Raw genomic sequence first — 24874 nt, forward strand, 5'->3', positions numbered from 1 at the left:
TAACAACCAATACAAAGAGAAAACAACATGGGCAACACTGATAACAGTAAAGGCAATAAAAAACCTGATAAATCTAAGTCAGGTCTCGGGCTATCAAAAGAATATCTTCCAGACTATGTAAGAGCACGATCAAAGCATCATAAGCCTCCTCATCTAGGTACCTTTGATGTAGGTATGTCCATTCCGCAGTGGCGGCCTGATCACGTACCAGATACCCGTATCGACAAGTTCACTTTTTTTATGGTGCTTGTCATACTTTTTAGTATCGCTGTGCCTTTGATACTTTTCCCCGAGCAGGGAAAAATATGGGTCGGGATAGCACGTAGCTTTGTCAGTGATAACTTTGGTTTTGCCTATTTAGCTTTTGGCGTCCTTGCCATGTTGTTCGTCATTTACATCGTGATTTCTGATATTGGCAAGATCAAACTAGGCCGTCCAGAAGAAACCGCTGAGTTCTCCGATGCCTCTTGGGCGTCGATGTTGTTCTGCGGTGGTATTGGAGCCAGTATTCTGTACTGGGGTCTGATTGAGTGGGCGTATTATTATCAAAGCCCTCCTTTTAACATAGCAGGCGGCACGCCGGATGCCATTCGCTGGGCCACCACCTATGGTATTTTTCATTGGGGGCCTGTCGCTTGGGCTATCTATTTAGTACCTGCTATACCTATCGCTTACTTTTATTATGTGCGCCAGACGCCGGTACTTAAAGTTAGCCAAACGCTTATGCCATTATTAGGCGAAAAGCTAGCTGGCAGCAATTGGGCCAAAATGCTCGATGTATTATTTGTTTTTGGTATGGTTGGCGGCGGTGCGACGACGCTAGGTCTTGCCTCTCCGCTTATCAACGAAGGCCTTTACAATTTATTTGGCTTGCCACGTAACATCACTATGCAGATTGTGGTGTTGTTAATTACCACTATGATTTTTGCTTATAGTGCGTATCAGGGGTTAAAAGGCGGGATTCAAAAACTCTCCAATATCAACTTTTATTTAGCCGTCGTTTTCTTATTATTCATTCTGATTGTCGGGCCGACCGTCTTTATTTTGAATACTGGCTTAGAAGCTATCGGGCGTTCTCTCACCGAAATGCCGCGTATGATGACTTATATAGAACCCTTCAAAGACTTCCAACAGTTCGGCTTTGAACACACCACCTTCCCGCAAGATTGGACCGTTTTTTATTGGGCATGGTGGTTGGTATTTGCACCGACTATCGGGCTGTTCATTGCCAAAATCTCGAGAGGGCGCACGATACGTAATATGGTCTTGGGGTCGATGTTCTATGGCTCGCTTGGCTGTGCGATGTTTATGATTATCTTGGGTAACTATGGTCTATATCTACAATTGACAGGCGTTGTCGATGTGGTGGCTGTCCTAAATAATGAGTCGCCCACTGCGGCCATCTTCGCTATCTTAAATAGCTTGCCGATGTCTTATGTAGTCATCGCTATCTTTACCTTTTTAGCTACTATCTTTACTGCTACTACCTTTGACTCTATCTCTTATATCTTGGCGTCCGTGGTACAACGAGAAGTCGATGATGAACCGCACCGTTGGAATCGTCTCTTTTGGGCATTCACATTGTGTTTATTACCAGCAATTTTAATGTTCTTAGGAGACCTGCAAACCTTGCAGACTGCTTCTATTATCGCTGGTGCGCCGCTCATTATCATTCTCTCGATGATGATGGTCTCGGTCATTAAAGCTGCGCGTTATGATCTCGCTTATCAGCCTGATTACAATATAAAAACCATTCATATCGAAGAGCTGCCTGATAATGCGCCGTGGGAAGTAGGGGAAACCTCAGTATCACTTGAAGGCTCAATCATGCATCAACATGAAGAATGGGAGCAAATGCGCGAGGATACTGAAAACGCTGTGAACGCTAAAAACAACGGAAATGAGAAGTAGCTAATCGAAAGTGACTGTATTTAAGCTTTTTCTCAATTATCAAATTAAAAAGTATCAAATTAAAAGGCTGGGCTACGTTGGTAGCCCAGCCTTTTTGCTGTTTTTATCTATGATAATTAATCTACTTTAAAAATGGGCTAGCAACAGAGCTAGATATAAAGGCAAAAACAGAAACAGTGCTAATGAAACGAATTTCTTGCCAGCTTTATGAGTCCTTAACGACATCACTAAAAGCCGTATAAATACGATTCAACCCTTCTCGCAATAGCGCTTCAGGACACGCCACATTAAGGCGCATTTTAAGATACCCCTCATCGCCATATTTAATACCCGCATTGAGCTCAACTTTAGCATCGCGCAGCTTGTCATACAGCATTTGATCATCTTGCCCATACGCCGAGCAATCAAGCCAGATTAAATACGACGCCTCTGGACGCATGACCTTAATGTCAGGCAAATGACCTGCTAAAAAGTCTAGTGTTAACTCAATGTTTTTTTCAATATAAGCAAGTGCCTGCTCAAGCCACTCCTCGCCCTCTTCATAGGCGCTTTGCATCACGGTATAGGCAAATAAATTGAGCTCATACTCATCATTTAAATTCTGTTTCTGGCTGATTTTTTTGAGTAACGCCTCATCCTTAGCAAAAATCATTGAGCCTTTGATGCCCGCTACGTTAAAAGTTTTAGTCATCGAAGTCAGGCTCACCACCTTGTGTTCATAGCCTTCTGCAAGCGTTAAAAAAGGGATAAACGTGTGACCGTTCAAAGTTAAATCTTGATGAATCTCATCGCTGACAATCGCTACATCATGCTTTTTGCAAATCGAAAGCAACGCCTCAAGTTCATCCCTCGTCCAAACACGCCCGCCAGGATTGTGCGGATTGCATAACAAATAAAGCTTTACTTTATGCTGGATAATTTTGGCTTCGATGTCGTCCAAATCCAGATGATATTGTCCCTCGACTTCTTTTAACGCAGAGGTCACTAGCTTGCGATCGTTTTGTTCAACCTTGGTCATAAAAGGCGTATAGATAGGATCATTGATCAGTACCGCATCGCCTATCTCGGTAAAGACGTTCATCATTAACGCTAAACTTGGCACCACGCCTGGGGAGAATAAGATATCGCTTTTGGTTAACAGTAATCCATAACGGCTACTATGCCAGTCAACAATCGCTTGATATAGTGCCTCAGTGGGTTTGGTATAGCCTAATACGCCGTGCTGAACCACGCGCTCAATGGTGTTTAAGATAGGCTTGGCAGCTTTAAAATCCATATCCGCCACCCACAGTGGAATGGTATCGTCGCTATAATGCCATTTAAGGGACCCTGTACCGCGTCTGTCGATTATCTCGTCAAAGTTATGTAGCACAGGCATTCTCCTTCATTAGTAAAGTAGGCGTTTAGAGTACAACAGGAATGGCAGCGTCGCCAATCGCTTTATAAAAATCATATAGATGTACAGTGAGATGATAATACACAGACTAAAACTATTTAGCGCGGGTTATCTGTTTATCGACTTAGTTGATATTTAAAATAAAATACTAGTATTATTTGGGTTATTAATATAAGTTAATAGTACGTTTGTATTTATAAATATAAATGTACATTCGGATTTATATTATTGGAGGGATGCAACACTATGAGCAGTATAAATCCTGTTACTACTTACCCAAATCACTACTGAGCCAAGTTGGCTTTTTTAACATAGGATAACTTATAATGAAAATGGATTTTTCACCAAACTTAGTACTCAAAATAAGCGCACTTACTTTAGCAATTGTAGGCGTCGCTTCATGTACGTCTATGGCAACAGGCGCTGATTCTCAACCAATGAAAGCAAGCAGCAGTACTGCCCTTGCTTTCGGTAATAGCGCGATGGCTGGCGGCACTAACGATACTGTCGCTATCGGTAGCCAAGCCAATGCAGGACTCAACTCAGCCACCGCTGTTGGCGGTCAAGCCAATGCCGCAGGTCTCGGCTCAACGTCGATTGGTTGGCAATCTAAAGCCACCGCCGAACGTGCGCAATCCTTCGGTCATCTAGCCAGTGCGAGCGGTGTACGCTCTACTGCGGTGGGTGAAGCGGCAACCGCTGGCGGCACCAATGATACCGTTGCCATCGGTAATAAAGCTAATGCAGGACTCAACTCAGCCACGGCTGTTGGTGGTGAGGCCAACGCTGCGGGTCTCGGCTCAACGTCTATCGGTTGGCAATCTAAAGCCACTGCCGAACGCGCTCAAGCCTTTGGTCATATCGCCAATGCGAGCGGCGTACGCTCTACCGCAGTGGGTGAGGCAGCAGCAGCACAAGGGGAAAACTCGGTCGCCGTAGGGAATAAATCTATGGCAGGCGGTATGAACAGTATCGCTATCGGCAATGGAGCAATGGCGGCAGGCAACAACCAAGTCGTCTTAGGTACTGCCGGACAAGTGCAGTCTAGTACCGAGTCACAGTCAGGTACGGTCAGAATAGTCACTATCGATGACAATGGTACGTTAGGTACGATGCTCGTTGACTACTACAAGTCAGCTAAATAACTATAGTAAAGTTAAAAATGCTGGTACAGATATTAGCCCTAGACAAAATAATGAGACCTCGCTATTGCGGGGTTTTTGCTATTCAAATTGAGCATATTAGCGATAGTTGTTTAGAGGGTTGGTTTGGACGGTACGAAATTTGCGGATTGTCAAATAATACAGTTTTAACTATAAAGGGAGCTTGTTACTTTTATGGTTGTAAATATGCATTTGACACCAGTACAAAATATTTGAATTACATTAAGTCACTCTTGTTAATGAAAACTTTAGATTCTACCTTCCTCTAAAACCTTTCCTTTATCTTCATGCAAAACACCCCCTAAAACCCCACCGTCATCTGCCAATAAATTAGCACCGCACTCATACTAAAGAACGAGCCGATGGTAGAGACGATGACGATAGCCGACATACGATTGACCAAGCCATAATACTGACCAATGATAGCGATGGTCGAAAATGTCGGCGCGGCAGCAAACAGCATCGCCACATATTTACCTTCTAGCGTACCGCCCGGAATTAAGGTAATAGCCAGCAGAATCATCAGCGGATGTAGTATCAGCTTACCCAAGCCGACCGTAGTGATTTTTGGTAAATCGCCTTTAAGCTCCAGTCCATACAGGCTCATACCGATCACAAACAGCGCAACAGGAGCCGCCGCGCCAGTAAGTATTTGCGCAGTTTGAGCAACCACTTGCGGTATAGGTAGACTAAAGATAGAAAAGATCACGCTGACCACCAAAGCAATGATCAGCGGATTACGGGTAAAGTTTTTGCCAATACCGAGCAGCACACTGGCTAAAGACTTGTTAGAAGTGGGATTGATATCAGCCATGATAAACAGCATCGGCAGGATGATAAGGTTTTCGATGATGACGCCCATGGATAAATAGGCGGCAGCCTTATCAGTGCCGATGACCATAGAGGCCACCGCATAGCCAATAAAGGCGCTGTTAGAGAACGAAAGCGCCGTAGAGTTGAGTGCGGCGGAGACATTATCTTGTCGCCAAATCACTTTGGTCAGCACGACACCCACTATAAAAGCCATGACCGAGCCTAGAGCATAGGCAAACAGATAGTGCGGCATTATGACTTGTTGAAAAGGCATGTCTGCAATAGCGTTAAACATGAGTGCAGGCAGTGCAATATTTAGCACCAAACTACCCATACCTTTAGCGTGCTTAGGAGCGATGGCTTTAATGCGCACGCACAAATAGCCAAGCGCAATGATGATGAAGATAGGGGCGGTGATGTTAATAATGTCTAACATAGGTGTGATTGCCCCTTGTAGGCATAAATATAATCAAGCGATTATAATCAATCAATCCTCGGATGAATATAAAATCAAACTTTAACGCCCTTTTTTAACGACCTTTAAAATTCGCCTCGCGCCTTTCAACCATCGCCATCGCACCCTCGCGAGCGTCTTCTGAATGAAATAAATGTGGCAAATAACTATGAATATTAGCCAGTGCCGCGGCGGTGCCACTACGACTCACATCTTGTGCTGAGGACAGTAGCCCTTGTACGCCAAGCGGTGCAGCTTTGCAAATCTCTTTAGCAATGGTCAATGCGCGTTCGTATTCTTTGCCATTCGGCACGACTTCACTGACCAGATTGAGATTATCAGCGGTTTGTGCGTCAAAGGGCTTGCCAGTTAATAAATATGGCATGGCTTTTTGCCAGCCAGCCGCTGCGACAAATCTGACCGTCGCCCCGCCAAATGGCATAATACCCCGCTGCACCTCCATCTGCGCAAAGTTGCAATTTTCGCTCGCGATGACCACATCACTGTTGAGCATGAGCTCAATCCCAGCAGTAAAACAGGTGCCTTGTACCGCAACGACAATAGGCTTGGTGCGTAATTTACCACTGATGCCCCACGGATCAATCTCGTCATCGTTAAATTCAAACGCACCTTTGTCCCATTTGTCTTGTAGCTCCATGAGATCAAGACCAGCGGTAAAGTGCTCACCATGCGCAAATATCAGCGCACAACGTAAATTATCGTCATTGTCATAATGAGTCAGCGCATCAGACAATTGATTGATCATATGGCTGTCAAAGGCATTTCGCTTATCTACGCGATTTAGTCCAATAAGACAAATATAGTCTTGGACTTCATAAGTAATGCGAGTGTCTGTGTGATGATTATGTTCCGTCGTCATAGTTTCGTCCTTTTATACTTGTCTTTATTGAGAATCATAAGAAGTCGCTTTTAATATAGCCATCTATACACTATTACACAAGCAGCAAAGCCATTATCAATACTCACTGACCTGACGATAATAGTTGACCTGATTTACGATTGGTGCAACTATTATTCAAACTAAAACATTACTCAGAGCCTATTATGGAATTTTGGCATGGATTTTTACTTATCACTAGTGTGCACTTACTCGCAGCCGCCTCTCCTGGTCCTGACTTTGTGTTAGTTTCACGTGAAACTTTAACCAAAGGACGTCGTACTGGCTTGATTTGTAGTCTAGGTATTACAGTTGGTCTTGCGGTGCATATTATTTATTCCGTGTTAGGGTTAGCGGCGGTAATAGCTCATTCGCAGCCGTTATTGACTGCTATTAAATGGTTGGGTGGTAGCTATCTGATTTATTTGGGATGGCAAGGTATTCAAGCCAAACCAAAGCCTACAACTGACTTAGCACTAGATACTCCACAGCAGGAAGCGGACAAACAGGCAAAGCAAGACGTTTTAAAAGCCGATTCAACCCTTGCTACCCTGCGACGCGGTTTCTTCTGTAATGTCTTTAACCCTAAAGCGCCTGTATATTTTGTCGCAATATTTACCCTCGTATTGTCCCCCGATATCCCGCTGTGGCAGCTCTCCATCTATGGCGTATGGATGATGGTGCTACAGATGGCATGGTTTAGCGCTGTGGTGATGCTGCTCTCTATTCCTGCTATTCTGCGACGTTTTGGGCGTATTGAGCACTGGATAAACCGTATCTTAGGTAGCGCAATGATAATATTAGGGTTAAACCTCATTTTACGTAGCCGATAAGACATTCGCTACTCGCAAAATCTGCTAAACTGAACAGTTATATTCAAACCTCAAAGCCCCATACTATGACCAGTAGACCAAACACTAATAAACACCGAAACCGCGCACCTGAGACTGCCAAAAAACTTGGCAAGCTGCACTCGCGTAATCCGCACCAAGGTCGCTACGACTTTGCGCTATTGACCCGCGCCTTACCTGAGCTTGCCAAGCATACGATCACCAATCCTAAGGGTGAGCCGACGATTAATTTTTCGGATCATCAGGCGGTACGGGTGCTCAATCAAGCGCTATTGGCCCATTATTATGGTGTCAAGTTTTGGGACATTCCAGAAGGTTATTTGTGCCCGCCCATCCCTGGACGCGCCGATTATATTCATTATATTGCCGACTTATTGGCTCAAACCACACACGTGAACGAAAACAACACACCGCCGATTGGCAAAGAAATTCATGCCCTCGATATTGGGACAGGTGCTAGCGCCATCTACCCTATTATCGGCAGTCAAAGCTATGGCTGGCGCTTTACTGCAAGCGATATTGACCCCGTTTCTGTCAATACCGCAAGCGTTATTTGTCAGGCGAACCCAAAACTAAAAGGCGCGATTAAGGTCAAACTGCAACCCGAGCCAAAATATATTTTTAAAAATATCATTGGACGTCAAGACTACTTTGATGTGGTGGTTTGTAATCCGCCCTTCCATGCCTCCTTGGATGAAGCCTTGCAAGCAAATAGCCGTAAACAACACAATCTGCAAAGACACCGGGGCAAAAACGAAAGTACACAAATCAGTCGTCACTCTACAAAGTCAGGTAATGCCGCGCAAAACCTCAACTTTGGCGGTCAACATAAAGAATTGTGGTCTGAAGGTGGTGAAATTGCTTTTTTGAGTAATATGATAAAAGAGAGCCAAAACTATGCTGAGCATGTTGGTTGGTTTACTAGCCTAGTCTCAAAATCTGAGAATGTAAAACCGTTACAGCAATTATTAAAAGAGCTTGGCGTCGCGCAGATGCGTATTATTGAGATGAGCCAAGGACAAAAAAACACCCGTGTCTTAGCATGGCGATTTAATATTGACGAAGCATAATCATTGCCAAAGCGTATTAACAGAGTTTCACGTGAAACAAAAAAGCCGCTATAAAGATTTATAGTGGCTTTTTATTTGAGCATAAAATAACGTATCTATTTAGCTAAAAAACATAATTTTGAGCCCAATCAAAACCAATACGATGCCGCCGAGTGCTTCTGCTTTATCTTCAAGATACGTACCTGATTTTTTGCCCAAATAGATGCCCACTGCGCTAAAGATAGCCGTGACAATCGCGATGATCACACAAGCAAACCACGCATCAAGATCGAGTAGGTTTAAAGTAAAACCAGCCGCCATGGCATCGATACTGGTGGCAATCGCGAGGGTAAACATGGTGCGATGATTGATATATTTTTCTGCGTTATTTCTTACTGGAGTGGCATTATTACTTACATCAAGTTGTTGATCTGAGATAGCCTCCTTACTTCCCAAAAACACCTCATAGAGCATCTTGCTGCCCAGCCCAATAAGAATAAAACCTCCGGTCCAAGGAGCAGCAGCGGCAAGCCAACCTAATAAAGCTGCACCCAGCAAATAACCAATAAGCGGCATTATCCCCTGTGCAATCCCAAAATATAAGGCAGCGTAGACAGCCAGTCGCCCTATATATCGACGGCTTTGTTTTTGCGATTTAGCGCCCAGTCCTATAGAGACTGCGAACGCATCCATCGCCAAAGCGATAGCCAGTAGTACCACTTCAACCATCTTATTATCCAGTTATCCATTAACTCAAAATATAGCAAAGGTATTATAAGGTGTTAAATAAAGTTTCACGTGAAACAACTCTATTGTTAAAAAATACCGCCTTGGAAGACAAGGCGGTATTTTATACTTAACGTAAAAGCTAAACCTTAAATATCAAGGTTAGAAACCGTTAATGCATTTTCCTCGATAAAGATACGACGCGGCTCGACGTGATCGCCCATCAAGCAGGTAAACATATGATCCGCTGCAATAGCGTCTTCGATGGTGACACGTAGCATGCGACGGTTTTCAGGATCCATCGTCGTGTCCCAAAGCTGATCAGCATTCATCTCCCCTAGCCCTTTATAGCGCTGAACTGCCAAACCACGACGGGCATCTAGCATCATTTGCTGCCAGAGATAGTCAAAGTCGCGCACAGGGATATCTTTGGCTGTACCTGAATTTGCTTCGCGGCGAATAAAAGCATCATCCTCAAGTAGCGTGTTCCATTCGCTTGATAAGCGAAGCAGCTTGCTATACTCACCTGAATTGATGAAACTTGCATCAAGCAAGTAATGATGTGCTAATTGATGCACATAAACGGTAATACGTGGTAACCACTGCGCTTTATTAGATATGGCTTCTACGTTTTCTACTGCTGGCTCTATATTGAGTACGTTTTCTGCTGCATCCATACTCTCAGACTGCTGTTCATGAATATTGACCAGCTCAATCTCAGGGCTTAAATCACTACCGAAGTGATTAAGCTGAGCTTGCATAGTCTCTTGCCATTCTTGCATAGCAGACTTATCATAAGTCATGTCAGTGCTAAGCTTTGGTGTATGCGTCAACGCATCCAAAATTACTGCTGGAAAACGAATCTGCAAACGGGCTTTAATCAGCTGTGTCTGGTTGTAATCATTTAGCAGTGTTTCAAGCGCTTGACCAGTAATAGCAGGAGCATCGGCACTGATATGCAACTTAGTATTATCAATCGTAGATGACAACAGATAAGCTTTGAGCGCCTCATCATCTTTTAGATACAACTCTTGGCGACCTTTTTTGACTTTATACAATGGTGGCTGCGCAATATAAATATAACCACGTTCAATCAGCTCTGGCGTTTGACGGAAAAAGAACGTTAGTAGCAAGGTACGAATGTGCGAGCCGTCGACGTCGGCATCGGTCATAATGATAATTTTATGATAGCGTACTTTGTCAGGATTGTACTCGTCAGGACCAATACCGCAGCCAAGCGCGGTAATCAAGTTACCTACTTCTGCAGACGATAGCATCTTGTCAAAACGCGCACGCTCGACATTTAGAATCTTACCTTTTAGTGGCAAAATTGCTTGCGTCTTCCGGCTACGACCTTGCTTCGCTGAGCCGCCAGCAGAATCACCCTCCACGATGTATAGCTCTGATAACGAGGGATCTTTTTCTTGGCAATCAGCCAGCTTACCCGGCAGACCTGCGATATCCAAAGTAGTCTTACGACGCGTCATCTCACGCGCTTTACGCGCCGCATCACGAGCCCTTGCCGCATCGATAATCTTATTGGCAATACCTTTGGCAGCGCTTGGATTTTCAAGCAGATAATCATTAAACTTATCATGCATCGCTGACTCAACAGCAGATTTGACTTCGCTTGATACCAGCTTGTCTTTGGTCTGACTAGAGAACTTTGGATCAGGTACTTTTACTGAAACAATAGCACTTAGACCTTCTCGCGCATCATCGCCACTGACCGCGACTTTCTCTTTTTTAAACAGGTTTTCACGATCCATATAGCTGTTTAGACCACGGGTAAGCGCTGAGCGAAACCCTGATAAGTGCGTACCACCGTCGCGCTGCGGGATGTTATTTGTGAAACAAAGTACTTTTTCATTATAAGTGTCCGTCCACTGTAACGCGACTTCGACTGCGATACCATCGTCTTGTTCACTAGTAAAATGGAACACTTCATTGATGCCGTCCTTGCCTGCATTGATATAGCTTACAAACTCAGATAACCCGCCTTTGTGCTCAAACTCATGGCGCTTATCGATACGCTCGTCAGTTAAGACAATGCGCACACCTGAGTTTAAGAAGGACAGCTCACGTAAGCGTTTGGCCAAAATATCATACTCGAAGATAGTACCCGTAAATACGTCGCTACTTGGATAAAAACGGATTTGTGTACCCGTTTTATCGGTCGCTTCCATTTGCTGAATATCAGCATCTGGCACACCGTCGGTATAAGTTTGATGGTAATGATAACCTTCACGCCAGATATTCATCTCAAGCTTTTTCGATAATGCGTTAACGACTGAAACGCCAACGCCATGTAAGCCGCCTGAGACTTTATAGCTGTTGTCATCAAACTTACCGCCTGCATGTAGTACGGTCATAATGACCTGCGCGGCAGACACCCCTTCTTCTGGATGAATATCAACAGGGACACCGCGACCATTGTCCATGACACTGACCGACTCATCTTCATGGATGATAATATCAATCTGATCACAGTGACCAGCTAGCGCCTCATCGATAGAGTTGTCCACTACCTCAAAGACCATATGATGCAAGCCTGTGCCATCATCTGTATCACCGATATACATACCAGGACGTACACGCACCGCTTCTAAACCGCGCAATACACGAATGTCTTTGGAGCTGTACTCAGATGGAAGTCCTTCAGAAATAGTCGCTGGCGCAATAGTCTCAACGATAGTATCTGACATCATATTGTCTGACGTCAGTTGCTCGTAATCGGTAGGTAATGAATCACTCATGTGCATTCCTTAATCTAGCCACAATCAGCCATATATCATCAACTCACCACTTTGGTGAGACTTTACAGTATTATCTTAAAATGAACGTTTTACTGTTAAAACCTCGAGCTTGTCTCATTAACCAAAGCTGCATAAAACATAATACTGACTTCGAGTCAACACATTATGTCTGCCTATAATTTCCACTTTGCATTAAGACGACCAACAATCAATAAAACAGTAAACTTATCAATTACTTACAAACTCATAAGTAATAACTAACAGTGATATGAAATCACAAGATAACTTGCTGAGAATAGGGCAAAAATAAAGCCTTATTTTAACATTTTTTTACCCGTAAGTCACTGTTTACTGGCTGTTTTAGGTCTTGGAAACAGTCGTTTTAGAGTAGTAAATATTATATAAACACCAGACAGCAGTTAGCTGGAAATATGAGAGAATAGAAAAATAATAAGGATGTAATGAAGAAGTAAAAACAGTGATCTAATAACAGAATTTGCTAAGTCAAATAGATCTGACCATGTTTCACATGAAACGTTCTAGGATTTGACCATAATTCTTTAACTAGGGGTACAACATCATCAGTCAGACTGGTCATAAATACTTGACAAGGTAGACGCGCTAAAGTTGTTAGTAATATTTTTATCGCCCTACTGTCCAATTCTGCCGTAATATCATCTAAAAGTACGACAGGAGTCATTCTTGTTTGGATATCACTATTAGATAATTTTGTGACTACCTCATTATTAAGTAGCAAAGGCAATTGAGACAAACGCAATGCAGTAATCAAGAGCTTCTTTTCACCGCGAGATAAGACATTGGCTGCCTGTTCTTTCAAAATCGGCAATTTGTGGTTTAACTCATCTCTTAAGGCGACATCTACTTCTTTATCAGAACTTTTGGCTCCTGTAGAGTCACTAGAGCGCCAATGTACATGAATATCAGCACGATGATTGCCGATACGAGTGTACCCTAATTGCAAATCCTGCTCTAGGCGCTCATTAAGCTGCACGTCAAGTCCCACACTTGTATCGTAGCCTGCATTGTAGCTTAAGCTTAGTTGATCCGCATAGGCAGGCAGTAATTGTGCAATGCTTTTTGCAAAATAAGGCTGCCATTCGGTAAATACTTGCTCACGATAATGGTGAATAAGCGCAGCGTGGTTACCAAGCCCTTTGTCCCAGGATCTTAGCTCTGCAAGCTGAACATGTGATAAATGATTCGTCTTTTTTAACAAACTATTGCGCTGTTTTAATAGACGCTGATACGCTACCCACTGGGAGTGAAAGCCTTGTTTCATGTGAAACACCAACCAGTCTAATAACTGTCGACGACTGGCACTACCCTGCTCTAACATATCCATTGTGGAAGGGTCTATCAACAGCGTGGGCAACTGTTCGGTGAGGATGCTTTGGTTGTAGACAGTGGTTTGATTAAGGCGTAATAACGTTGTCGCATCGGCCTGCTTTTGAATAGCTAATGTACTGTTATCAGTCAACCTAGCATGTACAGTAGTACTGTCTTTATGATGCTGAATATAACGTTTGGGCTGATGATGACGAAAGCTTTTACCTCTTGATAATAAAAATATTGCTTCAAGTAGTGAAGTTTTGCCGCTACCATTGACACCGATGATGACATTACAAGCGGCAGAAGACAGGTCAACTTGAGATAAGTTACGCAAATATGAGACTTGTAGACGTTCAATCATAACAGCGGTGGCTGCCTATAAAAAACCCAAAATGGGCAAAATTTTGATTAAAAAACGATGATTTAAAAATTATTGCCTCAACTTGTAACCTATCTCAAACTAAAACAGCTGTACTAACCATAGTGGAGAAAAACACTATATACGCATTGGCATAATGACATACTGATGAAAATCATCATTTAGCTGATTGACCAGTACAGAAGCGTTTGATTGGCTCATGTGCATTTGCAAATCACCTTGGATAACGCCTAGCACATCTTGTAGATAAGCGGCGTTAAATGACAACTCCATCGGGTCGCCCTGATATTTAGCTTGTATCATTTCAACCGCCTCATCTTGCTCAGCATTGTTGGCACGGACTTCTACCATACCGTCACTGGCAAAATTAAACACCACACCGCGAGATTTTTCGTTACTCAAAATTGCAACACGGCGCAGCACTTCAGTCATCTTTTCTTGATTAAACAAAGCCAGCTTGTCAGTGTTACTTGGCATAACACGGCGATAGTCAGGAAACTTACCATCGATCAAACGCGCGGTAAAAGTCACCATTAGATCTTGACTGACCTGCCCTGCACTATCTACCTCACCAAAAGGTAAACTGACTTGCAAAAACTCACGACCAAAACTCAAAGTTACTGGATTGTCTTTATCGCCCAACATTTTACCAAGCTCAGAAGCCAAACGTTCAAGCTCAATGACAGCTTTACGTGGCAATATAGCTTGCATATTCAAATCACTACTAACATCAATCACACTACGTGCTAAAGCCAATCTATGCCCATCGGTCGCAACCGTCGTCAGCTGCTGCTGTGAAACATCAAATAGCATGCCAGTTAGATAATAGCGTACGTCTTGGATTGCCATTGCAAACTGAGTCTTATGGATCAAATCAGTTAGGCGACTGCGACTGATCGTCAATGGCGTGATGTTCTCTGGGTTGCCTAAGCTTGGGTAATCTTCACTAGGCAAGGTTCCTAAAGTAAAACGGCTCTTGCCACTAGTTAGTAAGCAGCGCTCGTTTTCTTGGGTAGTAAGGTTTACCTGTGCCTGAGTGGGCAAAGACTTACAAATCTCTTTTAATTTGGTTGCCGGTAATGTCGTTGTCCCTGCTTCAACACAAGCACCTGTAGGCAATCTCAATGTCGATGTCAGCTCTACTTCTAGATCAGATGCGGTCAAAACAAGCTCAGACTCAGACAACTGCAGCTTTATATTACCTAAGATCACCATGTTATGACGCTTGTCAGCAGCCTTGGCGATTAAATTAATAGCTTTTAGTAACGACTCTCGATTAATCGATAATTGCATGCTTAGTTACTCTTATTTAAGTTACTATAGTCGATTCTACATAAAACAGATACGTTATATGCCAACGCGGAACTGGTATAAATTTTTCTGGTGTACTGTGCCTGCGCAGACAAAGGCTGCGTAAAATTTATCCCAGTCTCACTGTATCGGTTTTATACTGAACTCACTATATTTAAATGACTCTATTTTTATAAAATTCAAACGATGGTTTAATAATACCTTGTCTACTGGCTATAAACCATCAACCATCTGTGCGCTTATCCGCTCAATATTATAAACCATATCCCCCTACTAAAACATAGTGATACTAAACGATCTATGCCGCCTGTAACATTAATGCAAGTGTTTTATAGTCCTTATCAAAAGCAGGGTCAGCTGCGCGCAGTTGGTTGACCTTATCACAAGCATGCATGACCGTTGTATGGTCGCGTCCACCAAATGACTGCCCAATCTCAGGAAAGCTATCGCCCGTGAGCTCACGTGCTAGCGCCATGGCGATTTGACGCGGTCTTGCAATACTACGCGTACGTTTACGTCCCATGATATCTTTCACTGTAACGTCATAATATTCTGCAACCACTTTACGGATGTTGTCCATATTGACGGATTGTACTCGCATTGCCACGATATCTTTTAGTGCATATTGCACCATCTCAAGAGTAATCGGTGCACCAGTTAAATTGGCATTAGCAAATACCTGATTTAAAGCACCTTCTAAACGCCTCACATTAGAAACCACATTTTGAGCGATAAATAGTGCGCACTCTTTAGGAAGTGTCATGCCATAAGATGCTGCCTTCTTCTGCAAGATTTGCATACGAGTATCGATTTCGGGGGGATCAACAGCTACGGTCAGCCCCCAAGAAAAGCGTGATCTAAAGCGTTCATCGAATTCCGTCATTTGTGATGGATGACGATCAGAAGCCAAAATCAGTTGCTTATCACCACTAGTAAAGTCAGCAAATAACGTTAAAAACTCGTTACTACTTTTCGTTTTTCCAGCCAATACATGAATATCATCTACAATTAATAAATCAACTTTTTTTATTTTCTTTTTAAAATCTTCTATTTTATTATTTCTTAATGAATAAACTAATTGGTTAATAAATTTTTCAGAAGTAAAATAATAAAAACTTCTATTATTTTTTAAATAGCGATGAGCAACGGAATGCATTAAATGAGTTTTTCCCAATCCTGAAGGACCGTAAATAAATAAAGGATTATGACGATTCTTTGATTGGCGCTTACTGAGCTCATAACATGCTTTATAAGCTAAATTATTAGATTTACCAGTCACAAAAGTCTCGAAGGTAAAGTCTGGATTAAGGTAACTCAACGACTTGGCGTCAGCAGAATGAACCAATTCGGTATGGCGCATATTAGCGTCAATATCTGCTTTAGCGATACGATGATGTGTGTTTTCAGAATCATAACTTGGCAGGGTAGGGGAGGGACTTTCTGCTACCAACAAGGAGTCTGGCTGTGCCTGATTACTCTCAGCTGGCTCGCGGCCAGCATTATCAACACGTACAACAACTTCTTCGATACTGCCTTGGCTATGTTTAGCAACTAACTGTTGAATGTCATGCAGATGGTTTTTTTTGATGTATGTGACGAAATAGTCGTTAGGTGCAAGAATTATTAGCGTTTGTGCTTCTTGCTGTGCCGATAGCGGTCTTAACCACATAGTAAAAACGTTATCTTTGACATGATAACGTAAGTCGTTCAAACACTTATCCCAAATAGCTGCTGTATCCATCATGAAAAGTAAACGCCCCATATTCTAAATTTAACAAGTATCATTTGACTCGTTGATAATAAAAACAGCCTGTAGTTACTGCTTAAAAAATGATGATATAAAACAACCGAATAATCACTCATCAAACTAGGACACAATCTAACATAAACAGCCTGTGGATAACATCATGTTTTTTGTGGATAAGATTGTGGACAGTATTGTGGATAAGTTTATATTACAAGTTATCCATATTTCACCCACAGGTTATCCACAGGTTTACCCATAAGCTAGTTCATTGATAAAAATCAATAAATCTTAGTTAACCACAGAAAATATGCCTCCCAATAACAACAATACTTATATATATTAATTAATAATTATTATAGAACCGAAGGAATTCTGTGGATAACTTTTCAACTAGTACATAAGACAACTCTTTTTTAGGTATTCTTCTGATAAAGAATTTCTGTAAATAAGCAGTTATTAGTTCAATGTAGAAGACTGAATAAATTAGTTTATTGACCAAGATATAATGCAGTGGTATAATCCTGCGTTATTACGAATTTAGTCCATTATTTTGATAGGTGAGTTATGAAACGTACATTCCAACCAAGCGTGATCAAGCGTAAACGTACTCACGGTTTCCGTGCCCGTATGGCAACTAAAAAAGGTCGTCAAGTTTTAGCTCGTCGCCGCGCTAAAGGACGTCATCGCCTTACTGTATAATCAGAATACTGCGATGAGCATGGTTTATAGTGCTTGTTGTGTTTCTATTATTTATAGATTGCGATAGTCAATCATCACAACTGACACTTAGCCATATAAAAAAAGCGCCCATATCGGCGCTTTTTTTATTTCTATACTTTGTTATTCTCTCTACTAACATTATTAGTTCTCATACAGGGTTGTACTATGTCCAATACTGTCTCAACGACGCCTAATGCCTGCTTCACTAAAGAGCAGCGTCTACTAACGCCTATAGCCTTTCGCGAGGTCTTTGATGCGCCTGAACGTAAGCTCCATCAAGCCCACTTAATGGCCTTTATACGTCCTAATACGAACGAGCAACCACGCATAGGGATGGCCATTACTAAGCGTAAAGTACCTACAGCAGTCACACGAAATTTAATTAAACGTCAAATTCGCGAACAGTTTCGATTAAGATCTTCAAAGTTAGAAAATAAAGATATTGTTTTTATTGTTAAAAAATCTGTTAAATATTTAAGTAATAAAGAATTAAAAAACGAGATAAATAATATTTTTAAAAAAATAGAAAAAAAATAAAATGAATTTTATATTAAAAAATAAAAATAACTTTATTTATAAACTGTTATTTACTTTAATTGTTTTCTATCAAAAATTAATAAGTCCAATATTGCCTGCTCGTTGTCGATATTACCCAACATGTTCTAACTATGGCAAGCAAGCTCTAGAATGGCATGGGGTTCGATCTGGTAGTTGGCTACTGTTAAAACGTATTGGAAGTTGTCATCCTTTGGGTGGACATGGTGTCGATTTTGTACCGCTACCTTTGTCTTCTTACTACTATCAATATGTGCCCGCTACTACCATAGCTACCGTTAGTTTTCAGGGTATTTATGTCTATAAAGATCGTAAAAGTTATGTTTCTCGTTTGAACCATATGATGAAGCTAATGTAGTTTTTGTCATTGATAGACCATCTGTGGATATCTATTTAGTTACCCACAAGTTATCCACACTCTTGGTATCATTTAGAGTGGTTTTTTAGTAAAATGATGAACATTTTATGTGATTGACTGCTGATACTGCTGCTCAAGGTATGAGTTAATACTATGCGGCGGTCATAACACATGCCTGATTTTTTATTCCCTAATTTTTTAATCTAGGAAAGGTTTATGCAAAAGATATTTCGGGTGATGATCATCATTGCGATGTTAATCACCGCTTATCTGCTAATTCTGGCATGGCGAGATGATTATGCTAATGAGCCAGCTGTAGACACGGTATCAGAAACAGCAACGTCGGTCGGTGCCGACATTCCCTCTACAAGTGGTGCAGCAGGTGACATACCAGTACAGACACTACCTGTTGGCTCTGGTGCTGTGACTACGACACCTGCCAAAAATGCAGGATTAATCACAGTTACAACTGACCGCTATGACATCAAAATCAATCCAGAAGGTGGTGATATCGTCTATGCTGCTTTAAAGCAGTATGATGCCACGCTTGATAGTGATGAGCCTTTCGTACTATTAGAAAATAACGGCAATCGTGTCTATGTGGCTCAGTCTGGTCTGATTGGTCAAGATGGTATTGACACAGCTGAAGGACGTGCAACTTATAGCCATACTGCAAATAATTATGTGATGGAAGCGGGCCAACAAACCTTGTCGGTACCGCTTACTTATAAAAAAGATGGCGTGACAATCACCAAAACCTTTACTTTTACGCAAGATAAATATCCGATTGATGTTAGCTATCAGATTCAAAACGCTTCTGCGAATGCCTGGCAAGGACAGATGTTCGCGCAGTTGAAGCGTGATGACAGTAAAGATCCTGGTATGTCTGATAAGGGTGCGCTTAGCATGGCAACTTATCTAGGCGGCGCTTGGGGTACACCTGATGATCCTTACAATAAGCTAAAATTCAAGAACTTTAGTGACGAGCTGTCAGTGACTAGTGATGATGGCTGGGTCGGTATCGTGCAGCATTATTTTGTCTCTGCATGGACACCTGAGAATTTTACCGGCAAGTTCTTTAGTCGTGAAACTGGTAACGATTACTTTATCGGATTTAACAGCCAACCTGTCAATGTTGGACCGAACAAGCAAGCGACCTTGAATGCAACGTTATATTCAGGACCAAAAGTACAATCTGAGCTTAAGGACGTAGCAGTAGGTCTAAATCAGACGGTTGATTATGGTTTGTTATGGCCAATATCAAAGATACTTTTTGCTATTTTGGATGGTATCCACAAAATTATTGGCAACTGGGGTTGGTCAATTATTGTACTGACTATCTTGGTTAAGTTTGCCTTAATGTGGTTCTCAAATAAGAGCTACTATTCAATGGCGAAGATGCGTGCCATTGCTCCAAGATTAGCGGCGCTGAAAGAAGAGCATGGCGACGATCGAATGAAAATGTCGCAAGAAATGATGGGCATTTATAAAGAAGAAAAAGTCAATCCAATGGCAGGTTGTTTGCCAATATTGATGCAAATGCCAATCTTCTTAGCTTTATATTGGGTATTGGTCGAAAGTGTTGAGCTACGTCATGCGCCATGGATACTGTGGATTCAAGATCTCTCAGCGATGGATCCTTGGTTTATCTTACCACTGCTGATGGGTGCTTCTATGTTCATACAGCAGCAGCTAAACCCACAGCCAGCGGATCCTATGCAAGCAAAAGTAATGAAATTTTTGCCGATTATCTTTACCGCTTTTATGCTATTCTTCCCAGCAGGTCTAGTATTGTATTGGACGGTGAACAACTTGTTTAGTATGACGCATCAGTATATTGTGAATAAAAAGGTAGAAGAAGAACAGAAACAGCGCACTGTTAAAGTACTTGATTAGTTTGAATAAGAGCCTTTGAATAAAAAAACCATCGTGCAAACGGTGGTTTTTTTTATAGGTAATTTGTTTATAATATTTTTTGCTGGTAGGTAAGCAGAACGCTAATACAGCGTCATAAAAGCTCAAACATGTACCCTACATTAGGATATAAAGTTTGCTTTGTCAGGCTGGGTTTAGGCGTCTATAATGGAGCTTTTAGTTAATGAGAATAACTTTGAATTCTTTACAGACGACGCAAGCCTTATCTGATTCATCTGGAAAGTCTAAGCCATCCGGTTTGGCTACGATTGCCGCGATTGCCACACCACTTGGGCGTGGCGGCGTCGGTGTGATACGGCTGTCAGGTGCGCGTGCTTATGACATTGCTTGTCAGCTCACAGGCAAGACAGCATTTACTCCGCGCATGTCCAGTTTTTGCCGGTTTTATCAGGCAGATGGCACGGTAATTGATGAAGGATTAGTGTTATATTTTAAAGGCCCGCATTCGTTCACCGGTGAAGATGTGATTGAGCTGCAAGGGCATGGTGGCATGATTTTGCAAAACCAGCTGCTTGCTCGCGTGTTTGAGCTGGGTGCCAAACAGGCCAGTGCAGGGGAGTTCTCCTACCGCGCTTTTGACAATGATAAATTAGATCTGGTGCAAGCAGAAGCGATTGCTGATGCTATTGATGCCACGAGTGCTGCGGCTGCGAGCAGTGCCATTCGTTCGCTAAGCGGGGAGTTTTCGCAAAAAATTAACCAGCTATTAGAACAGCTTATTCATCTGCGCCTGCACGTTGAAGCCGCCATCGACTTCCCTGATGAAGAGGACGTTGACTTTTTATCTGATGGCGTCATTCAAAACAAGCTTGAACAAACTCAAGATAAAATACAGCAAGTGTTGGCAACGGCAAAACAAGGTCAGCTGTTACGTGATGGGATTCATGTGGTGTTGGCAGGGCGTCCTAATGCTGGCAAATCAAGCTTACTCAATCGTCTAGCTGGGCAGGAGCGCGCTATCGTTACCAATGTGGCAGGCACCACGCGAGACACACTACAAGAAACCGTCGTCCTCAATGGCCTGACCCTGCATCTCACTGATACCGCAGGGCTGCGCGATACCGAAGACACTGTGGAGCGTATCGGTATCGAACGGGCGCGTACCGCTATTAAGCAAGCTGATATGCTACTGATGGTCTATGATGTTACTCGGGATCTTGAAGAAGATACCACACCGTTGCAACTTGCAAAGCAGCTATTTGGCGAATTACCAGCCACCAAAAAACTATTAATTATTGCCAATAAAAGTGATTTGTTGACTCATAGCAAAGATAAAATAGCGATGACGGTCTCACAAAATGAAATCACTAATCGCGGTTATGAGCAAGTAAATGTTTCATGTGAAACAGGTGCTGGCATTGATACATTAATCGAAGAATTATGTGCTAAAGTCGGCTTCCATCCACCAGAGAATAGCCTCATCGCCCGTACGCGTCATATAGATGCGCTTAGACGGACGGCTGACTATCTAGCAGAGGCGCATGAGCAGCTAACGGTCTTTCAAGCAGGAGAGTTAGTCGCTGAAAGCTTACGTCAAGCTCAGCATAGTTTGGGTGAAATCACTGGTGAATTCAGTGCTGATGACCTACTAGGTAAGATATTCGGCAGTTTTTGTATTGGTAAGTGATTAGCAAACTACTGTTTCTATCTTCGATTGCCTGATAAAAAGCTTAAACTTATCAACAACGGCTCTTGCTCTTAATGTTAAAACAAGGAAATTACTATGCACTGCCCGTACTGTAACGCGTCAGATACCAAAGTTATTGACTCGCGTCTTGCTGCGGAAGGTGCGCAAGTGCGTCGTCGTCGTTCTTGTAACAGCTGCCAAGAGCGGTTTACCACTTTTGAGATGGTAGAGGTGGTGATGCCAAGAATTATTAAGTCTAGCGGCAAAATTGAGCCTTACGATAATGAAAAACTGCGTCGCTCTATCTTATTACCCTTACAAAAACGCCCTATCACGATTGACGAGCAAGAGGCGATGATTAGTCGTATTGAGAAGCGTGTCAGACAGATGGGAGAGCGAGAAATTAGTAGTAAAGTCTTGGGCGAGATTATCATGAGTGAGCTTAAAACTTTAGATGATGTCGCTTATGTACGCTTTGCCAGTGTCTATCGCGACTTTCAAGATATCGATGCTTTTCATCAAGAGATTGCCAATATCCGTCCTAATGAAAAATAGGCTATAGTCGATACCAAATAAAATCAATACGTTGTAATGTGAGACGCAACTGGTATAAATTTTTCTTGCTTGCTGTGTCTACGCTGACAGAGGCTGCAAAAAACTTATACCAGTCTCGTTGTACCGTTTTTATAGTCACACATTCTTTATAAATTAAGCCGATTCTTATGTCTACCTTCAACCACGCGCAAGATGCACAAGATCGCTACTTTATGATGCTGGCGATTGAGCAGGCCAAGCAAGGTTTATATACCACAAGACCCAATCCTGCTGTGGGCTGCGTCATTGTCCAAGCAGGGGTAGTGGTGGGTCAAGGGTTTCATCCCAAGGCAGGCCAGCCACATGCAGAAGTATTTGCGCTCAAAGATGCAGGTGCGTACGCGGTCGGTGCCACCGCCTATGTCACTTTAGAGCCTTGTAGCCATACAGGACGTACGCCGCCTTGTGCTTTAGGTCTGATAGAGGCAGGCGTACAGCGCGTAGTAATTGCAGGTCTAGACCCGAACCCGCAAGTAGCGGGACGCGGTGTGAGGCTATTAGAGCAGGCTGGCATTGCAGTCACGGTTGGCGTACTAACAGAACAAGCAGAAGCATTAAACCGTGGGTTTTTAAAGGCGATGCGCACTCAAATGCCCTACGTTCGGCTTAAGATTGCTGCCAGTCTCGATGGTCGCACCGCGATGGCAACAGGGGAGTCAAAATGGATTACCTCGATAGCAGCTCGCGAGGATGTACAAAAACTTCGCGCCCTAAGTGGTGCGATTGTCACTGGTAGTGAGACCATCATTACTGATGATCCACAACTTAACGTGCGCTCTAGTCAGTTGGGTGTGCCAGCTGGGCAAGTACCAGCTCCTAAGGTTGTAGTGCTGGATAGGCGTCAACGCTTAGAACACAGTCTGCAGTCCGATTATCAGCTATGCCGCCGTTTGGATACGCTTTATTGGCGCAATGATGATTTGACTGCATTATTAAAAGATTTGGTCAGTGAATATCAATGCTATGACGTACTAGTAGAGGCGGGTGCAAGCGTCGCTAGCAGTTTTTTAAGTCAACAACTGGTAGATGAGCTTATTGTTTATCAAGCGCCTTGTTTATTAGGTGAAAAGGCACGGCCGATGGTTGCTTTTAATCCATTGTCTTTATCTGAGCAGCTGCGTTTTAGAGTAAGCTGCCATGAGCAGCTTGGCCCTGATCTTAAATTGATCTTATATCCTTTGTGAATTATAAGTTATAAACAACTTATCCACAGCTGTAGACAATTATTGTCAAAGTACAGTATTTATAATAGTCATCCAGTCAAAAAAAATGTTTCATGTGAAACTGTGCATAACTTTGTTTCACATGAAACTATAAACTGTAGCTCTTAAGACTATATTCGAAATAATATATATAAATCATATACTTACAGTTAGTCTGCAAGAAAAGCGATATAGTAAAGCTAAAATACTACTTTGTGGATAACTTAGTATAAAAAAGGGTTTTTGTTGGGGTGTAACTTCATTTATTCTTACTTATCCACAACTTATCCCATCATAGGATTAAAAATAATCAAATTTTTTTAAAGCTTATCTTATATAAACGTACATTAATTAAGCAAAATACGTTGTTAACGACAGCAACACGATAAAACACGAGGTCTATATGTTTACCGGAATTATAGAAAATATCGGAAAAGTAAAGTCTATGCAGCCTACAGGCGGTGATATCCGTCTAACTATAGAGTCGAACGACATGGACTTTAGTGATGTCAAGTTGGGCGACTCTATTGCGTCAAATGGGATTTGTTTAACTGTAGTAGAAGTGGGTAGTAATTCTTATTCTGTTGATGTTTCACGCGAAACAATCGCTCGAACCGCTTTAGAAGAGCTAAAAGCGGGTCATATTGTCAATTTAGAAAAAGCGATGTTACCAACTACGCGTTTTGGTGGCCATATCGTTGCCGGTCATGTCGATGGGGTCGGGCGCGTCAGTAAGCTGCAACAAGATGCGCGCTCTATCTATATTGAAATTGAGATACCTAAAGAGCTGGCGCATTATACTGCGACTAAAGGCTCTATCACCGTTGATGGTATTAGCCTGACGACCAACTTAGTACGTGACAATATCGTCTGCCTCAATATCATTCCGCATACCGCGCAAGTAACCAATATCGCCAAACACTGGCTGGTAGGTAGCAAGGTCAATATTGAGGTAGATATCGTTGCTCGCTATTTGGAGCGTCTGTTAGGCAAGTCGCAAACAGGCAGCATAGGCGCACCAAGCTCGCAAAGTCAAATTACTGAAGATTTTTTGGCTGACAATGGTTTTATGAAATAAT

At 42.4% G+C, this 24874-nt stretch carries 20 protein-coding genes; 12 read left to right on the forward strand and 8 right to left on the reverse strand.

Annotated elements, in window-relative coordinates:
• Positions 1 to 27: 27 nt before the first annotated feature.
• Complete coding sequence (locus tag ACS8FC_RS06060; RefSeq protein WP_439263349.1) at positions 28 to 1911, forward strand: BCCT family transporter; 1884 nt, start codon at positions 28 to 30, stop codon at positions 1909 to 1911.
• Positions 1912 to 2116: 205 nt separating this feature from the next.
• On the opposite strand, the gene ACS8FC_RS06065 is transcribed toward ACS8FC_RS06060, so the two are convergent.
• Positions 2117 to 3289 (reverse strand): MalY/PatB family protein, encoded by a 1173-nt coding sequence (locus tag ACS8FC_RS06065; RefSeq protein ID WP_439296166.1) that lies wholly within the window; start codon positions 3287 to 3289, stop codon positions 2117 to 2119.
• Between the two features lie 344 nt (positions 3290 to 3633).
• Here ACS8FC_RS06065 and ACS8FC_RS06070 point away from each other — a divergent pair, with 344 nt between their 5' ends.
• Positions 3634 to 4452, forward strand: a complete 819-nt coding sequence (locus ACS8FC_RS06070) for a hypothetical protein (protein ID WP_439296167.1) — start codon at positions 3634 to 3636, stop codon at positions 4450 to 4452.
• A gap of 319 nt (positions 4453 to 4771) precedes the next feature.
• Here the strand turns inward: ACS8FC_RS06070 and ACS8FC_RS06075 are convergent, their stop codons facing one another.
• Positions 4772 to 5719 (reverse strand): AEC family transporter, encoded by a 948-nt coding sequence (locus ACS8FC_RS06075; RefSeq protein WP_439296168.1) that lies wholly within the window; start codon positions 5717 to 5719, stop codon positions 4772 to 4774.
• Positions 5720 to 5813: 94 nt separating this feature from the next.
• Positions 5814 to 6617: a crotonase/enoyl-CoA hydratase family protein gene (locus tag ACS8FC_RS06080; RefSeq protein WP_439296169.1), complete on the reverse strand. Its 804-nt coding sequence runs from the start codon at positions 6615 to 6617 to the stop codon at positions 5814 to 5816.
• Positions 6618 to 6802: 185 nt separating this feature from the next.
• Between ACS8FC_RS06080 and ACS8FC_RS06085 the strand changes: the two genes are divergently transcribed.
• Together ACS8FC_RS06085 and rlmF are read left to right on the forward strand one after the other, a co-directional pair.
• The gene (locus ACS8FC_RS06085) at positions 6803 to 7468 is read left to right on the forward strand and encodes a LysE family translocator (RefSeq protein ID WP_439263359.1); all 666 of its coding nucleotides are present in this window, start codon (positions 6803 to 6805) and stop codon (positions 7466 to 7468) included.
• Between the two features lie 65 nt (positions 7469 to 7533).
• A complete protein-coding gene (gene rlmF, locus ACS8FC_RS06090) occupies positions 7534 to 8556 on the forward strand; it encodes a 23S rRNA (adenine(1618)-N(6))-methyltransferase RlmF (protein WP_439296170.1) in 1023 nt (340 codons plus the stop codon).
• Between the two features lie 99 nt (positions 8557 to 8655).
• On the opposite strand, the gene ACS8FC_RS06095 is transcribed toward rlmF, so the two are convergent.
• The 5 genes from ACS8FC_RS06095 to dnaA form a co-directional block, all read right to left on the reverse strand.
• A complete protein-coding gene (locus ACS8FC_RS06095) occupies positions 8656 to 9264 on the reverse strand; it encodes a manganese efflux pump MntP (RefSeq protein WP_439296171.1) in 609 nt (202 codons plus the stop codon).
• Positions 9265 to 9410: 146 nt separating this feature from the next.
• Positions 9411 to 11984, reverse strand: a complete 2574-nt coding sequence (gene gyrB, locus ACS8FC_RS06100; RefSeq protein WP_439263460.1) for a DNA topoisomerase (ATP-hydrolyzing) subunit B — start codon at positions 11982 to 11984, stop codon at positions 9411 to 9413.
• Positions 11985 to 12516: 532 nt separating this feature from the next.
• Entirely contained in the window at positions 12517 to 13728 is a 1212-nt protein-coding gene (gene recF, locus ACS8FC_RS06105) for a DNA replication/repair protein RecF (RefSeq protein WP_439296172.1), read from the reverse strand.
• A 135-nt stretch (positions 13729 to 13863) separates the two neighbouring features.
• Entirely contained in the window at positions 13864 to 15039 is a 1176-nt protein-coding gene (gene dnaN / locus ACS8FC_RS06110) for a DNA polymerase III subunit beta (protein ID WP_439263366.1), read from the reverse strand.
• 316 nt (positions 15040 to 15355) lie between these two features.
• The gene (gene dnaA, locus ACS8FC_RS06115) at positions 15356 to 16801 is read right to left on the reverse strand and encodes a chromosomal replication initiator protein DnaA (protein WP_439263368.1); all 1446 of its coding nucleotides are present in this window, start codon (positions 16799 to 16801) and stop codon (positions 15356 to 15358) included.
• Between the two features lie 567 nt (positions 16802 to 17368).
• Here dnaA and rpmH point away from each other — a divergent pair.
• The 8 genes from rpmH (at position 17369) to ACS8FC_RS06155 (ending at position 24873) form a co-directional block, all read left to right on the forward strand.
• Positions 17369 to 17503, forward strand: coding sequence for a 50S ribosomal protein L34 (rpmH, locus tag ACS8FC_RS06120; RefSeq protein ID WP_007394757.1), 135 nt, complete (start codon positions 17369 to 17371; stop codon positions 17501 to 17503).
• A 186-nt stretch (positions 17504 to 17689) separates the two neighbouring features.
• Positions 17690 to 18061, forward strand: a complete 372-nt coding sequence (gene rnpA, locus ACS8FC_RS06125) for a ribonuclease P protein component (RefSeq protein WP_439296173.1) — start codon at positions 17690 to 17692, stop codon at positions 18059 to 18061.
• 1 nt (position 18062) lies between these two features.
• Positions 18063 to 18437 (forward strand): membrane protein insertion efficiency factor YidD, encoded by a 375-nt coding sequence (gene yidD, locus ACS8FC_RS06130; protein WP_439296174.1) that lies wholly within the window; start codon positions 18063 to 18065, stop codon positions 18435 to 18437.
• A 216-nt stretch (positions 18438 to 18653) separates the two neighbouring features.
• Complete coding sequence (gene yidC / locus ACS8FC_RS06135; protein WP_439296175.1) at positions 18654 to 20333, forward strand: membrane protein insertase YidC; 1680 nt, start codon at positions 18654 to 18656, stop codon at positions 20331 to 20333.
• Positions 20334 to 20547: 214 nt separating this feature from the next.
• A complete protein-coding gene (mnmE, locus tag ACS8FC_RS06140; protein ID WP_439296176.1) occupies positions 20548 to 21999 on the forward strand; it encodes a tRNA uridine-5-carboxymethylaminomethyl(34) synthesis GTPase MnmE in 1452 nt (483 codons plus the stop codon).
• A gap of 96 nt (positions 22000 to 22095) precedes the next feature.
• Entirely contained in the window at positions 22096 to 22554 is a 459-nt protein-coding gene (gene nrdR, locus ACS8FC_RS06145; RefSeq protein WP_058369796.1) for a transcriptional regulator NrdR, read from the forward strand.
• Positions 22555 to 22721: 167 nt separating this feature from the next.
• Positions 22722 to 23777, forward strand: coding sequence for a bifunctional diaminohydroxyphosphoribosylaminopyrimidine deaminase/5-amino-6-(5-phosphoribosylamino)uracil reductase RibD (ribD, locus tag ACS8FC_RS06150; RefSeq protein WP_439296177.1), 1056 nt, complete (start codon positions 22722 to 22724; stop codon positions 23775 to 23777).
• Between the two features lie 421 nt (positions 23778 to 24198).
• Positions 24199 to 24873 carry a riboflavin synthase gene (locus tag ACS8FC_RS06155; protein ID WP_439263380.1) on the forward strand — a complete coding sequence of 225 codons (675 nt, stop codon included), beginning with the start codon at positions 24199 to 24201 and terminating at the stop codon, positions 24871 to 24873.
• Position 24874 lies beyond the last annotated feature (1 nt).

Source organism: Psychrobacter sp. 1Y4, assembly GCF_051847555.1.

Coding starts and splice junctions, on each gene's coding strand:
- ACS8FC_RS06060 (WP_439263349.1), top strand. CDS start 28: ATGGGCAACACTGATAACAGTAAAGGCAATAAAAAACCTGATAAATCT.
- ACS8FC_RS06065 (WP_439296166.1), bottom strand. CDS start 3,289: ATGCCTGTGCTACATAACTTTGACGAGATAATCGACAGACGCGGTACA.
- ACS8FC_RS06070 (WP_439296167.1), top strand. CDS start 3,634: ATGAAAATGGATTTTTCACCAAACTTAGTACTCAAAATAAGCGCACTT.
- ACS8FC_RS06075 (WP_439296168.1), bottom strand. CDS start 5,719: ATGTTAGACATTATTAACATCACCGCCCCTATCTTCATCATCATTGCG.
- ACS8FC_RS06080 (WP_439296169.1), bottom strand. CDS start 6,617: ATGACGACGGAACATAATCATCACACAGACACTCGCATTACTTATGAA.
- ACS8FC_RS06085 (WP_439263359.1), top strand. CDS start 6,803: ATGGAATTTTGGCATGGATTTTTACTTATCACTAGTGTGCACTTACTC.
- rlmF (WP_439296170.1), top strand. CDS start 7,534: ATGACCAGTAGACCAAACACTAATAAACACCGAAACCGCGCACCTGAG.
- ACS8FC_RS06095 (WP_439296171.1), bottom strand. CDS start 9,264: ATGGTTGAAGTGGTACTACTGGCTATCGCTTTGGCGATGGATGCGTTC.
- recF (WP_439296172.1), bottom strand. CDS start 13,728: ATGATTGAACGTCTACAAGTCTCATATTTGCGTAACTTATCTCAAGTT.
- dnaN (WP_439263366.1), bottom strand. CDS start 15,039: ATGCAATTATCGATTAATCGAGAGTCGTTACTAAAAGCTATTAATTTA.
- dnaA (WP_439263368.1), bottom strand. CDS start 16,801: ATGATGGATACAGCAGCTATTTGGGATAAGTGTTTGAACGACTTACGT.
- rpmH (WP_007394757.1), top strand. CDS start 17,369: ATGAAACGTACATTCCAACCAAGCGTGATCAAGCGTAAACGTACTCAC.
- rnpA (WP_439296173.1), top strand. CDS start 17,690: ATGTCCAATACTGTCTCAACGACGCCTAATGCCTGCTTCACTAAAGAG.
- yidD (WP_439296174.1), top strand. CDS start 18,063: ATGAATTTTATATTAAAAAATAAAAATAACTTTATTTATAAACTGTTA.
- yidC (WP_439296175.1), top strand. CDS start 18,654: ATGCAAAAGATATTTCGGGTGATGATCATCATTGCGATGTTAATCACC.
- nrdR (WP_058369796.1), top strand. CDS start 22,096: ATGCACTGCCCGTACTGTAACGCGTCAGATACCAAAGTTATTGACTCG.
- ribD (WP_439296177.1), top strand. CDS start 22,722: ATGTCTACCTTCAACCACGCGCAAGATGCACAAGATCGCTACTTTATG.
- ACS8FC_RS06155 (WP_439263380.1), top strand. CDS start 24,199: ATGTTTACCGGAATTATAGAAAATATCGGAAAAGTAAAGTCTATGCAG.